The sequence below is a fragment of the Sphingobacterium sp. NPDC055346 genome, from assembly GCF_053645235.1.
On sequence record NZ_JBSHMI010000001.1, the window covers coordinates 489,920 to 504,221 of the forward strand.

The following is a 14,302-nucleotide window of genomic DNA, read 5'->3' on the forward strand; positions in this document are numbered from 1 at the left end:
AATGGAAGAATTAAACAACAATATTAACATCAAAGACATACAAGACGACAGTAACAATCAGGACTTTTACAAAAACTTTAAAGATAAATTGATTGAGGTAGAACAGTTTCCGACCATCTATACTTTCAAATTCATCGTAAAATCTGATTCTGACCAAGCTGAAAAGGTAAAAGGATTGTTTACTCATGCCTCAGCTAAGTTTTCTGAGAAAAAATCATCAGGAGGAAAATACACTTCGATTTCAATCGAAAACTATGTAAACAATGCCGACGAAGTAATCAACTATTACAAAAAAGTGGGGGAAATCCCAGGTGTAATGATGTTATAAGTAAAATACTAAAATAGAAAAGGGTGTCAAATTGACACCCTTTTTCTATTCTTTCAACCCTTGAATAGCCCTTTCAACTGCTTCAGGATCTTTCAGATTAACCCCTCTTTTTTTCATAGAAATATAAAAATTACCTGGAATAATAACATATCGATATAGTATGTAGCTGCTCATGGAAATTGTTGGCCCACCATCATAAGCCATCCTCATAACTACCAATTCCCTCAATTTGGGGTGAAATGTAATGGTCGACATCCTAAATACCGCATAACTTGTAAATGGCAGTGGGTAAACACCTTGACCATAATCCAAGTAAACCAAAATAGCAGAATTTGCTAAAACCTCTTTGGTTAATTGTGGTTCATAAATATGAGCAGCCCTAACCCTTGTATTGTCAAATGATGTATCCACCATGCGGACCACAGTTCTCCAACCTGAATACATAATCTTAACATTGGCTTTTAAATTTGCTCCAACTCCCCATCCAGTACTTGTCTTTGGGCCATATAAAACCATTTGAGCCGTGTTAAAATAAAAATCGCCTACAGCTCCCAATGTTACCGCGGGAATTGTAGTACCTGAAAGAAATTGAGAACCATTTTTCCCGTTGCTCCCATTAGTTCCATTAGTTCCGTTCTTGCCATCGGCACCTTTCAACTTCGTAGGACTTCCCCAACCTGAGCTAGCCTTAGGCCCATATAAGTCTCCAGTCGTTGTTCTAAAATAAAAATCGCCATTCTTACCCAAACTCGTAGCCGGAACTGCAGTACCACTGTAAATCATAGATCCATCAGCTCCTTTTGCACCCGTAACACCTTTATCACCTTTATCTCCTTTTGCTCCTTCAGGGCCCATTTCACCCTGATCACCCTTCTTACATGAACCTGCCCCGAAAATAATGAAGGCCAGTAAAATCATTAATAATTTAGTTTTCATAATCTTTTGTTTAAAATCATCATATATTATTGGATGACCTAAACTACTTGTTAATGCAAACTTAAATTATCAATAATGAGTAAATCCCAGTGCAGATTGAGTGAACAATTTATTCTAATGAGGGATTAAATCATAAGCTGTTTAAACATAAATCATCAAATCAATTTAAAGTCAAGGTATTCAACCCTTCCTTCACTTTAAATTCCTTAACCACTTTCCCAAAACGAACTTTAATCTTTTCTGCACCTTTTGCTTGTACAGTTAAAGAAACAATCCTATTATTTTCCCATTTATAACTAACTTTTTTGTCTCCCCTAGTTTTTATCCCATCTACCGAACCAGACTTCCAAGAAACAGGAACTGCTGGCAAAAGATGAATTTCACCATTTTGGGATTGAACTAGCATTTCAGCAAAACCGGCAGCTCCACCAAAATTCCCGTCAATCTGGAACGGTGGATGGGTACTGAACAAATTAGGAAGGCAGGTTTTCCCGATCAGTTCCTTTAAATGTTTATTAGCTTGTTCTCCATCATATAATCGGGCATAAAAATTGACAATCCATGCTTTACTCCAACCAGTATGCCCACCTCCTGAGGCAAGTCTGTTTTCAATCGTTTTCTTGGCAGCCTCAAATAATTTAGGGTCATTAGGGTTAATGGAATTCCCGGGATATAAACCCAACAAATGCGACATATGCCTATGCCCAGGCTCCACTTCATCATAATCATGGATCCATTCCTGGATTCCGCCATTTTTCCCAACTCGGATTGGAGGCAATTGCTTCCTCACTTCTTTAATCCGTGCCAGCAGTTCTTTGTCCTCCTTCAATAATGTGGCAGCCTCTTCGAAATTATCAAACAGCTCCAAAATGATTTCTATATCTATGGTACTCATATAAGATAATTGAGACCTGACTTCTTTGCCATCAACCATGGTCTTAAACTCATTTTCAGGAGAGTGAGAAGGATTCGTCACTAAATACCCCTCAGGTGACTTGATCAAGAAATCTAAAACCCACAATAAGGACCCTTTAAGGATTGGATAAGCCACATTCTTCAGGTATGTCCTATCTTGACTGAAAGCAAAATGACGATAAACCGGGAATGTCATCCATGGACCAGCCATCGGCGAGACTCCCCATACACCATCAGCCACCCCTGTTCTTCCAAATGGGTCAGTCAAGTGGTGGATCGTCCAACCTCGCGCAGCATACATTTCCTTTGCTGCTCTTTCTCCCGGTTTCATTAATTCTTTCATGAAATTCGCCAATATCACACTAGTTTCTCCTAAATCACCTGACTCCGCAGGCCAATAGTTCATTTGCAGATTGATATTCGTATGAAAATCAGAGTTCCAGGGTGCTTCATATTCCTGGTTCCAAATCCCTTGCAGATTCGCTGGTAATCGGCCGGGTGAACGACTTGAAGACATCAAAAGATATCTGCCATATTGATAAAATAGTACCGGCAAGCCAAAATCTTCCTTCCCTTCTGAAAAAGCCTTCAACCTTTGGTCTGTAGGGAAATTTGACTCCCCAGATGAATTTATAGCTACTTTAACTCTTTCAAACATGGAACGATGCTCATGAACATGACTTCGATAGTAGTCTTGCGTCTGATCAGCCTGAATATGGTTCAATTTAGATTGAATTATTGATTTCAGGTTCTTTTCTCCTGTAAAGCTAAGTTCCTCCAATTCATAATCCGTGATTCCGGTATAGACCAATTCAAGCTTTTTTACATCTTTAAATCGAATGCCTGACCCCGTATCATCACTGAACACTTCATATTCCCCTTCGATACTCTTGACCATAAGTCCAGCTGCAAATTGCATATGTGATCCGGCAGGTCCAGCATCCTTTTTGATTGAATCTTGAATCTGTCCAGTATAATATGCTCCATTCTTCCATGTCCCATATTCATTCACATCTCGACTTCTATCAAGCTTTACAGTAAACGAAATTGCTGCTCTTGACTCCCATTTCAGAAACAATGCATCCCCAACAGAAGGGATATAGGAAGTTTGTGTTATTTTATTAGAATGGATTGTAAATGCTGTGCGATGAACTCCTTCATTTAGATTAAGGACTCTTGAATATTCCTCTACCTTATCTTTCCCCCAATCGTATTCCACTCTTACATTTCCCAAAGGTTGATAGGATCGGATCCTAGCAGGAGTGCCAACCATATATTTTGTTGCCAACTCCTTAGCCAAATCGAATTGATTTCTAAATATGGCATCTTGGATTTCCTTCAAGTGCGAGGCAGATTCTGGGTTATTGTTATTAATTGGGCTTCCTGCCCATAGGCTCTCCTCATTCATCTGGAACAGCTCATGATCATATCGACCATGAACCATCGCCCCAAGACGACCATTACCCAACGGCAATGCTTCTGTCCACTTGACAGCTGGTTGTTGATACCATAACTTTAGATCAGACTCCTGACCGATCAGAAAACAAGGAAATAATAAAAGGATTAGGTTTAGTAGGTTTTTCATTTCATTAATTTACGAATTTTGACCTAAGACTAAAAAACAAAAGACATTAGACCTGTTGTAAGTTTCAAGTCTAATGTCTTTTATCCTCTGGTTGGAGGTCAAAAAAGAAAGAGAGCAATTCGCATCGCTCTCTTTCTCTATATTATTCGCCTTGTGGCTTGTTTTCTTGTTTTGGCTTATCTTCTCTTGGAGGACGAGGCAACAAAACTTTACGAGAAAGCTTCATTTTTCCTTGTTTGTCCACATCCAAAAGTTTTACAGTCACCATATCACCTTCTTTGAATACACCGTCCATTGTTTCAAGACGTTTCCAGTCAATTTCAGAAATATGTAATAATCCGTCTTTACCAGGCATGATTTCAACGAATGCACCAAATGGCATGATTGATTTCACTTTACCTTCGTAGATCTCACCAATTTCTGGTTTAGCAACAATCGCTTTGATTCTTGCCAATGCAGCATCGATGGCTTCTTTATTGTCAGCAAAGATTTGAACCACACCTTTATTGTCAACTTCTTCAATTGAAATAGTGGCACCAGTCTCACGTTGCATTTCTTGGATAATTTTACCACCTGGTCCAATTACAGCACCAATAAATTCCTTATCAATTAAGATTTGGATGATACGTGGAGCGTGTGGTTTGTAGTCTTCACGTGGAGCAGAAATAGTCTTAGCCATTTCACCCAAGATATGTAGACGAGCTTCTTTCGCTTGATCTAATGCCTGAGTCAACACTTCCCATTTAAGACCATTGATCTTAAGGTCCATCTGACATCCTACAATACCTTTTTCAGTACCAGTAACTTTGAAGTCCATATCGCCTAAGTGATCTTCATCACCTAAGATATCCGAAAGGATTGCATATTTACCTGTTTTCTCATCAGTGATCAATCCCATTGCAATTCCCGAAACCGGAGCAGCAATCTTAACACCTGCATCCATTAGTGCCAATGTACCAGCACATACAGTTGCCATTGATGATGAACCATTTGATTCTAAGATATCAGAAACAACACGGATAGTATAAGGATTGTCTTCTGAAGGAAGAACTTGTTTCAATGAACGCATCGCTAAGTTCCCGTGTCCAACTTCACGACGACCTGGACCTCTATTTGGTCTTACCTCGCCAGTTGAAAATCCTGGGAAATTATAGTGTAAGATGAATTTATTATACCCATGGAAGAAAGCTCCATCGATCATTTGCTCATCATCTTTAGCGCCCAATGTCACTGAAGTCAATGATTGTGTTTCACCACGTGTAAATACCGCTGATCCGTGAGCAGCTGGCAAATAATCTACCTCTGTCCAGATAGGACGTACAGTACGAACATCACGACCATCTAAACGAATTCCTTCATCTAATACAAGATTACGAACTGCGTCATATTGAACATCGTGGTAATACTTCTTCATCAAGAATTCAGTATCCTCATCGATTTCATCACCCATAGTTTCAAAGAATGATTGACCAATCTCTGCGAACTTCTCTGTACGTTCATGCTTGCTAGATTTTGATTTAGCAACTTCATAAACTTTCTCATAAGTAGCTGCATAGATTGCATCTTTCAATTCTGGATTAGAAGGCTCATGGTTGAAATCACGTTTTTCTTGTGATCCTACTAAATTTGCCAATTCAATCTGTCCAGCAACTTGTTTTTTGATAGCTTCATGAGCAAAAGCAATAGCTTCTACCATTTCAGTTTCCGAAATTTCTTTCGCTTCTCCTTCTACCATCACGATGTCTTGTGCAGAACCCGCAACAATAAATTCCAAAGATGCTTTCTCCAATGCTGAAACAGTCGGGTTGATCACCAACTCACCTTCAATCTTCGCAACACGAACCTCTGAAATAGGTCCATTGAATGGAATATCAGATACAGCAATAGCTGCTGATGCTGCCAATCCTGCCAATGCATCTGGCATAATTTCTTTGTCCGCAGAAATTAAGCTTACCATAACCTGCGTATCAGCATGGTAAGTTTCTGGGAACAATGGACGTAAAGCCCTATCGATTAAACGTGAAATCAAAACCTCATAATCTGAAAGTCTTGCCTCACGACGTAAAAATCCTCCTGGAATACGACCTGTAGCCGCATATTTCTCTTGGTAGTCTACTGATAATGGAAGAAAATCAGCACCAGCTTTAGGTTCTTTTGACGACACCACGGTCGCTAGCAACATCGTTGCTCCTTGTTTCAAAACTACTGATCCATCAGCCTGTTTAGCTAACTTACCAGTCGACAATTCAATGGGAGCTAGTCCGCCACCCATCTCAATTGTTACTTTCTTTTCGTTATAACTCATTGTTTTTTCTTTGTGATGCATTTGCGTCATTTTACATGCACCAAATTAATATTGACCTTTTTAATCGCACAAAGGTAATTAAAAATTCATTGCCGAATCATCAACGGCCAAAATTTTAGAATCTCAGCCCATTCATTATAAGCGTGGTGCAATTTTATTAATTCAAAATAAAAAAGGGACCCTGAATATTCAGGGTCCCTTTTAAAAGCTCTTTACAGATTGCTTATTTGATGATATCACGTAAGCCTAATGCTTTGATGATAGCACGGTATCTTTCGATATCCTTTTTGTACAAATAAGCTAATAATGAACGACGCTTACCTACTAATTTTTGTAGGGAACGTTGTGTGTTAAAATCTTTTCTGTTTGATTTCAAGTGCCCAGTTAAGTGAGCAATTCTTTTTGTAAATAAAGCTACTTGTCCTTCTGCAGAACCTGTGTTTTCAGCTGCTCCTGCAAATTCTTGGAAGATATCAGCTTTGTACTCTTTACTTAAATACATTTCGTGAATAATATTAAAGCGTTAAAAATTTTATTAATTGCGTGCAAAGTTAACATCTTCTTACCGAAACAAAAAATTTATTGTTCTTTTATTGATGCTTCTATTGCTCAGTAACTTAGAATTATACTTTAATGTAGATTTTCTTTTGATCTAACCAGTAACAAATTGCCCACATAACGACCAGAAAACATAATGAATAGGCAAACGAACCGATTTCGGGTATTCCTGGAATCTGTGCACATACATTTTTATAGAACCAGGTAAATGGACTACCGAATGTTGTTTCTCCAAGGTCGTTCACTCCCATCGGAATACGGATTAAACCCAAGGTCTTCGGCAACAGCCCACTTAAAACAAAGATAAAAAGTGGATTTTTCCCAAAGACATCAAAGAATCGTGTCAACCAATTCTTAACTCCCTGCACTTCTATATACCAGATCATGGTTCCAATTGTCAGAATTCCTAGGCCAGTGGTATATAAAACATATGAACTTGTCCAGATCTTTTTATTGATTGGAAATCCTAATGACCAGGTCCATGCCAAGACCAATAGAATAAACCCGGTTACAAACATCCCAGACAACAGCTTAAAATGTGGTTCATTGGTCTGTGGTACCTTTGTCCATAACCAATCTACTTGACCCTGCTTTTTGATAAACACTCCTGCTAAATAACCGAATACCACCTGAACAACAGCGGGCATAGCACTCATTAATCCTTCTGGATCAAATGGCACACCCTCTCCCTTGTACATATGGGCCACCCCAAGAATTTGCTTGTCTATCGCAGTACCAAACCATCCTTCTAATGAATAAGGATCTCCTGTTCCCAAAAAGGCGCATAATCCCCAATAACCTAAAAGGATCAACGCTGATATAAATATTAAGGTTCTAGGTTTAAAATAATAAGCCAAAATTGAGGCAAAGAAATAAGCAATGGCAATTCGCTGCAATACTCCTAAAATCCGAACTCCCTGTTCAGGATTACTGCTATTTACCCATTCCCTAAATTGTAGAACCCCATCAGACCAATGGACAAATGGAAACCAGTTCAATCCCAATCCAATCAAAAAGATCAATATCGTCCGCTTGATCACTTTCTTCCAAAATATGCCATCGCCTGCCTCCTGTAATCTCGGGATCACAAATGACATCGCATTTCCTACTGCAAATAGAAAAAAAGGAAAAACCAAATCCGTAGGGGTACAACCATGCCATGGCGCATGCTTTAATGGAGCAAACATATGCGACCAGGTCCCCGGGTTGTTAACCAAAATCATTAAGGCAACTGTCGCTCCCCTAAAGACATCTAATGAATAATAGCGCTGTTTCATAATTTAAATCCTCCCGAAGTTACAATTAAACCCACATAAAAATGCAATACAAATACTTTTAATTAGCCAAACAGGCATAAAAACGCATAAATCATCGCTACTTTGCTATATTTTCCGATAAATATGACAACACTTATTAATTTTTTTAAAAAGTATTTGTTTGTTAATTTCTTTTTATCATAACTTTACGAAAGTATTAAATAATCAATTTTAACTTTGGATAGCCTTAAATTATCAATACTAAAGCGGTTATATTTTTCCAATCCGCAATCGATTGCAGAACTTAGTGCGTCGATTGGGAAAAGTGTGCCCAATATTACCAATGCCGTAAATAAATTATTGCAACTAAACCTGATCGAACAAGACGGCCTAGCCCCTTCCACAGGCGGTAGACGTGCTGCTCAATTTGTACCAAACGAAAAACATCTCCCTTTAATTCTATCCATTGCTATTGACCAATTCTATACTTCAGTAGTCGTTGTTGACTTTAAAAACCAATATAAAACTGCAATAAACACTGAAGTGATCGACCTAAGAGAGGACGATGCTTATGAAAAAATTATTGCACTGACTAAAAACACAATCAAACAAACCGACGCTTATCAAATTTATGGGATCGGTGTAACCATTCCTGGATTTGTAGATAGCAAAACTGGCAAAAACAATTCTTATAGTAGCAATTCCCCATTCTACGACCTGAAAACTAACATTCAAAAAGAATTTAATTTGCCGACTTTTGTGGAAAATGACTCTTCCGCAATTGCAATTGCAGAACATAAATTTGGATCTGCAAAATCCATTGAAGATGTCATGGTGGTCAACCTCAATTGGGGTGTTGGACTAGGAATGATCCTGGACAACGAACTCTACCGTGGACATTCTGGATTTGCAGGTGAGTTCAGTCACATCCCTCTTTCTGACTCAAACAAACTTTGTTCTTGTGGTAAAAAAGGCTGCCTAGAAGTTGATGCTTCCCTATTGGCTGCCGTAGAATCTGCATCTAACTCTCTAAAATCCGGCGAGGCATCCTCGCTACAAGCTGTTTTCAAACAACAAAAATACCTGACTGGTGACCAACTTTTAACTGCTGCCATACATGGAGATCAACTCGCCATGGAAGCGGTCAATAAAATTGGATATATGTTAGGAAAAGGTATAGCAACCCTAATCCATATCATCAACCCTGAATTGGTGTTGATATCTGGACGTGGTGCAAAAGCCAAGGATGTACTGTTGCCTAAAATTCAAAGCGCAGTATTGGAGTTTAGTATCAAAAGATTATCACAAAACACAAAAATTGAATTCTCTAACACAGAAAACATACAATTATTGGGTTCAACATGCATCTGCATCTTGAACGCAGACAAAAACATCTATAAAACACAATTAATAGACTAATTACTTAAAACATCAACAAATGAGCAATTTTTACTCAAAATGTTGCAGTATAACCTTAGTTATGCTTTTCAGCTTATCTTCGTTATTTGCACAACAAACTGTTACGGGGAGAGTAACAGATCCTAATGGAGCAGGTCTTCCAGGAGTGAGTGTGTCTGTTGTTGGAACAAACAAAGCAGCTCAATCCAACATGGATGGAAACTACTCCATCGAAGCCAATAATGGCCAAAAACTACGCTTCACCAGCGTAGGCTATCAAACACAAGAAGTCAATGTTACTTCTTCTATCTTAAATGTAACCATGCAGGAAGATGCTGGTAACATCGATGAAGTCGTGGTAACTGCCATGGGTATCAAAAGAGCACCTAAGGAATTAGGTTATGCCATGAGTACCGTAGAAGCAAAAGAATTGACCAAAACAGGATCACCTAACTTTGCAGGTGCATTATATGGTAAAGCGCCAGGAGTTCGTATTTCTGCAGCTCCAGGTGGTGCTACTTCTGGTATTAACATCAATATCCGTGGGGTCAACTCGATCACCGGTAACTCTCAGCCATTAATTATTATTGATGGTGTTCCAATGAGAACTACCACCTTCAATAACTCTAACTACTGGGGTGACCAAAGAGCAAGAGGTAACGGATTAGAAGACCTAAACCCTGAAGATATCGAATCCATCACTGTGCTTAAAGGTGCTTCTGCAGCCGCATTATATGGTTCCGAAGCATTAAATGGGGTAGTTATGGTGACGACTAAATCTGGTAAAGGTGGAGAAGGTGTTGCCATCGACTTTAATGCAACATATACCCATGACCAAATTGCCTACTTACCTCGCTTTCAAGATGTGAGAGGTCCTGGTTATACAACTCAATATGCTGATGCAGGCCAAGGCGAAGACATGTTCTTCTATTATGGTGATGATCTAGCAGTTGATGGTGTAAAAAGAGGTCTTTTAGGAGCAACAATTAACTTTGGCCCTAAATTCGACGGCCAACCTGTTGTTTCTTGGGATGGTAAAGTAAGACCTTATGTAGCGCAAAATTCATATGGCAAACTATTCAACAACCCAAATAACACCATCTTCAACTTAGCCCTATCGCATACAAGTGATAAAGCAAACACAAGGTTCTCGTTGACTAGACAAGACAACGAAATGACCGCACTGTCTTCATACAACAAGAAGAACATCGCTAGTATCAATTCAACTATGAAATTCTGGGATAAATTGACCACAGATATCGTAGTAAACTATGTTAATCAACATACCCACAACAGACCCTTCTTGACAGACCGTCTTGTAAACAACTTTACAGGTATGATCTCGACCTTCGATAACCCAGAGTGGTATTTGGACAGATACAGCACTAGCCTTGGCTATAAATATGTAACTGGTTCTAACCAAAGTTTGACACCTGGAGAAAACTTAAGACACAATGGCTACAAAGCTGACGTATTAGACTTCATGTGGAATAACTTGGCTAGACAATATGATGAATACTCGAACAGGGTGATCGGATCATTTACCAACACTTGGCAAGTAACACAAGACTTCTCTATCCGCGGTAGATTCTCTGCAGATATGACGAACTTAAAAACAGATGATAAACAACCAAACGAAATTCCGGTAGCATTCGGACAGTCTGGATACTATGCATCTAATAATACGACTGCAAATATTTACTACACCGACTTATTGGCTTCGTATAGCAAGCAAATCACCGAAGATGTAAAATTAGGTGCCATGCTTGGTTATACTGCTACTAAATTGAATACTACGAATTTATCAGCAAATACCGACGGTGGATTATCTGTTAGAAATTGGTATGATATCAGTGCGTCAAACAATATTTCAAGAGGTAACTCAACAAAATTGAACTCTTTACGTGATGCTACTTTCGGAACCATCAACTTTAACTTTAAAGATTTCTGGTTTGTAGAAGGTACATTAAGAAGAGAGCAAATTTCTCAAATGCACCCTGATAACAACGTACTATACTACCCTTCCGTAAACACCAGTATTATCTTGAATGAAGCATTCCAAATGCCTGAATTCTTCAATTATGCTAAATTAAGAGGTTCATATGGTATCGTGGGTAAATATCCAGACATCTATTTAAGTGCCTTAAGTTATTCCCAAGCTACTTTGGGTAATCAAGGTACGGATGCATCAGTATTGTATACCCAGATACCAACTTCTTCTTTCGGTAATGAAAAAATCAAACCTGAAAACAAACACGAATTGGAAATCGGTTTAGAAACAAGATTGTTCAATAACAAATTAGGTTTAGACATTACCTATTATAACGGTAAAATCGTTGACCAGATCTTAAACTATACCCTTCCTTATTCTACAGGTTCTAATTCAATCCTTGCTAACGTAGGTACATTGAGAAACACTGGTTACGAATTTGCATTAAACGGAGCTCCTATTTCAAATGATAACTTCAAATGGAACTCTATCTTAAACTTTGCCTTCAACCGCAATAAGGTAGAAGCTCTTCCTGGTGGTGCATCCCAATTAATGTTAGCAGATTACGATGGTTCTGCAGCAAGATTAGTTGCTAACGTAGGCCAATCTATGGGTGACATCATGGTACATCCTTATGTGTATGATGCAAGCGGTAAAAAGATTGTTAATGATAATGGTCTTTATCAATTAGATCCAGATGAGTGGGTTAAAGCGGGTAATGCAATGCCAAAAGTAACAGGTGGTTTCATCAATACTTTTACTTACAAAAACATCACTTTAGATGCATTGATCGACTTCCGTTGGGGCGGACATGCTATGCCTACTGGTATCAACTGGATGAAATCTCGTGGTCTATTGGAAGAAACCCTTACAGCAATGGATGCTGAGCACGGTGGTCTAAGCTACTATATCAAAGATGGTAAAGGTATTGCAACAACTGGAAACGCTGGCCCTGCTGGTGAAAAAGTATTCCACGATGGTATGGTAATGGACGGCGTTTTAGCAGATGGTTCTCCAAATACCAATATCATTTCTCAAGCATTCTACTACGCTCAAACCTACAACTGGGGAGGTCCTCAATACTCTAACTCAAACTACGGTTTGTATGTTCAGAAAAACAACTACATCAAGTTAAGAGAACTTTCTTTGGGTTATAGATTACCTGCTTCTGTAGCAAAAAGCTTAAGAGCGAAAAACCTTCAGATCTCTGCATTTGCAAGAAACCTATTCTTCATTTATAGATCAATGAAAGATTTAGATCCTGAGCAAATGACAGGTGGTTCTTATTGGGTAAACAACGTTACTAATGCGGGTACTTCTCCTGCAACTAGAACTTATGGTTTCATGTTACGTGCAAGCTTCTAAAATTATGAAAACAAACAAATTATTGGTGATCGCGGGATTAATGGCTGCATCACTAGCAACGATAACCTCTTGTAAAAAAGAGTCCTTTGATGCTGAATATCGGAACCCTTCTAAAGTAACGAGTTCAACCATCGAAAAACAATATACAGGTGTACAATATGGCTATATAGAACTAGTCGTTCCAACCTATAGAAATTACTTTGTAACCCTTTCTCCAACCATTCACCGTTATCTACAAACGATTGGCTGGGCAAACACCACTGATCAATTAACGCCAGGTATGGCTGCAATTAACGATCGTTGGGAAAGATACTATAGGGGATTGGCACAGTTCAGGGAATTTGAAAAAGTGTATAACGCTAGCCCTGAAGATGAAAAGGCAATGAAGAAAATCTTCTTATTGACTGCAAAGGTCTTTTTCTACGACCTAACGCAACAACAAGTGGATTTACATGGCGATATTCCATGGTCTCAAGCTGGTATGTTAAGTACAAATGGTGGTGATTATACCATCTCCTACTCAAAATTTGACAAGGCTGCAGATATCTATACTGCTATGTTAGACGATTTAAAATCTATCAGTACTGAATTGAGTAATTATACGCTTCCAGCAGCGGTAGTTAGTTCTTTCAAGACTCAAGATTTGGTTAACTCCGGAAATGTAGACTTGTGGAAAAAATACTGTAACTCCTTAAGATTACGTATGCTGACTCGCGTTGGAAAAGCTTCACAGTTTTCTGCTAGAGCTACCCAAGAAATCAATGAAATATTAGGCAATCCAACAAAATTCCCTGTCCTAGCATCGAATGCAGATAATATCCAAATTGATATCTTCAACAATGCCTCAGATGTGAATGCAAGAGGATTTAGGGATGCAATTGAAAGCTGGAACAACAATATTGCTGGAAAAGTAATGATTGACCACATGTTAAACAATGCAGATCCAAGACTTCCATTTATGTTTGAACCAGGCGCTGGTGCTAATGGAGCTTTCATCGGTCTAGATCAATCGCTAACAAGTGCTGTTCAATCATCACAGATTGCTGGAACACCTGCTAACCCGAGTAAGATTGCCATCTATAACAGATCTACTTATTCTCGCAACCAGAACTTCCCTGGTATATTGATCACGGCTTCAGAAGTTGATTTCTTGAAAGCTGAAAATCAATTGAACAGTGGAAACGCGACAGCAGCAAAAGCTAGTTTTGAAAAAGCGATCAAAGAATCCATTGAACTACAGGTTTCATTGAGAAACATCAGTAATGATGGAACCGTAGCAAAACCTACTGCTCCAACTACTGCTCAGACAACAGCTTATATCAATAAAATCGGATGGGGAACAAACAACCTCCAATTGATCGCTATGCAAAAATGGTTACACTTCAACATTATCCAATCTGTAGAAAACTGGTCGGAGGTGAGAAGATTAAACTACCCAACTTTTGCATTCCGTGTTGAAACTTCAGATTTCCAAAAAACAGTTCCTGTAAAATGGAATATGGTTCAAGATGAAATCACGTACAATCAAGAAAACTACAACGCTATCAAAGATCAAGACAACGTAAATACAAAATTATTCTGGGATGTAAATTAATGCCCAAACTAATTATTATTTGAAAAGCCACTTCGCGTGGCTTTTCTTTTATCAACCCCCTAAACTTAATAC

General features: G+C 38.7%; 9 protein-coding genes. 4 read left to right on the plus strand and 5 right to left on the minus strand.

The genetic code is table 11. The features are described from left to right. Position 1: 1 nt before the first annotated feature. Complete coding sequence (locus ACWICE_RS02065) at positions 2 to 328, plus strand: DUF493 domain-containing protein (RefSeq protein ID WP_093100599.1); 327 nt, start codon at positions 2 to 4, stop codon at positions 326 to 328. 45 nt (positions 329 to 373) lie between these two features. Here the strand turns inward: ACWICE_RS02065 and ACWICE_RS02070 are convergent, their stop codons facing one another. From ACWICE_RS02070 to ACWICE_RS02090, 5 genes are all read right to left on the minus strand, one after another. Beyond that, positions 374 to 1,264, minus strand: coding sequence for a hypothetical protein (locus ACWICE_RS02070; protein WP_313260984.1), 891 nt, complete (start codon positions 1,262 to 1,264; stop codon positions 374 to 376). Positions 1,265 to 1,424: 160 nt separating this feature from the next. Further along, a complete protein-coding gene (locus ACWICE_RS02075) occupies positions 1,425 to 3,764 on the minus strand; it encodes a glycoside hydrolase family 95 protein (RefSeq protein ID WP_454297529.1) in 2,340 nt (779 codons plus the stop codon). Positions 3,765 to 3,906: 142 nt separating this feature from the next. After that, complete coding sequence (gene pnp, locus ACWICE_RS02080) at positions 3,907 to 6,069, minus strand: polyribonucleotide nucleotidyltransferase (RefSeq protein WP_454297530.1); 2,163 nt, start codon at positions 6,067 to 6,069, stop codon at positions 3,907 to 3,909. Positions 6,070 to 6,292: 223 nt separating this feature from the next. Continuing rightward, positions 6,293 to 6,571 carry a 30S ribosomal protein S15 gene (rpsO, locus tag ACWICE_RS02085; RefSeq protein ID WP_093100604.1) on the minus strand — a complete coding sequence of 93 codons (279 nt, stop codon included), beginning with the start codon at positions 6,569 to 6,571 and terminating at the stop codon, positions 6,293 to 6,295. A gap of 121 nt (positions 6,572 to 6,692) precedes the next feature. Beyond that, a complete protein-coding gene (locus ACWICE_RS02090; protein ID WP_454297531.1) occupies positions 6,693 to 7,904 on the minus strand; it encodes an acyltransferase family protein in 1,212 nt (403 codons plus the stop codon). 216 nt (positions 7,905 to 8,120) lie between these two features. On the opposite strand from ACWICE_RS02090, the gene ACWICE_RS02095 reads away from it, so the two are divergent. From ACWICE_RS02095 to ACWICE_RS02105, 3 genes are all read left to right on the plus strand, one after another. Further along, positions 8,121 to 9,302: an ROK family transcriptional regulator gene (locus tag ACWICE_RS02095; protein WP_185215886.1), complete on the plus strand. Its 1,182-nt coding sequence runs from the start codon at positions 8,121 to 8,123 to the stop codon at positions 9,300 to 9,302. Between the two features lie 61 nt (positions 9,303 to 9,363). Beyond that, positions 9,364 to 12,636: a SusC/RagA family TonB-linked outer membrane protein gene (locus ACWICE_RS02100; protein ID WP_313260991.1), complete on the plus strand. Its 3,273-nt coding sequence runs from the start codon at positions 9,364 to 9,366 to the stop codon at positions 12,634 to 12,636. Positions 12,637 to 12,640: 4 nt separating this feature from the next. After that, on the plus strand, positions 12,641 to 14,230 hold the full coding sequence (locus ACWICE_RS02105; RefSeq protein WP_185211325.1) for a SusD/RagB family nutrient-binding outer membrane lipoprotein: 1,590 nt from the start codon (positions 12,641 to 12,643) through the stop codon (positions 14,228 to 14,230). Positions 14,231 to 14,302: the final 72 nt, after the last annotated feature.

Coding starts and splice junctions, on each gene's coding strand:
- ACWICE_RS02100 (WP_313260991.1), top strand. CDS start 9,364: ATGCTTTTCAGCTTATCTTCGTTATTTGCACAACAAACTGTTACGGGG.
- ACWICE_RS02090 (WP_454297531.1), bottom strand. CDS start 7,904: ATGAAACAGCGCTATTATTCATTAGATGTCTTTAGGGGAGCGACAGTT.
- ACWICE_RS02075 (WP_454297529.1), bottom strand. CDS start 3,764: ATGAAAAACCTACTAAACCTAATCCTTTTATTATTTCCTTGTTTTCTG.
- ACWICE_RS02105 (WP_185211325.1), top strand. CDS start 12,641: ATGAAAACAAACAAATTATTGGTGATCGCGGGATTAATGGCTGCATCA.
- pnp (WP_454297530.1), bottom strand. CDS start 6,069: ATGAGTTATAACGAAAAGAAAGTAACAATTGAGATGGGTGGCGGACTA.
- ACWICE_RS02070 (WP_313260984.1), bottom strand. CDS start 1,264: ATGAAAACTAAATTATTAATGATTTTACTGGCCTTCATTATTTTCGGG.
- ACWICE_RS02065 (WP_093100599.1), top strand. CDS start 2: ATGGAAGAATTAAACAACAATATTAACATCAAAGACATACAAGACGAC.
- rpsO (WP_093100604.1), bottom strand. CDS start 6,571: ATGTATTTAAGTAAAGAGTACAAAGCTGATATCTTCCAAGAATTTGCA.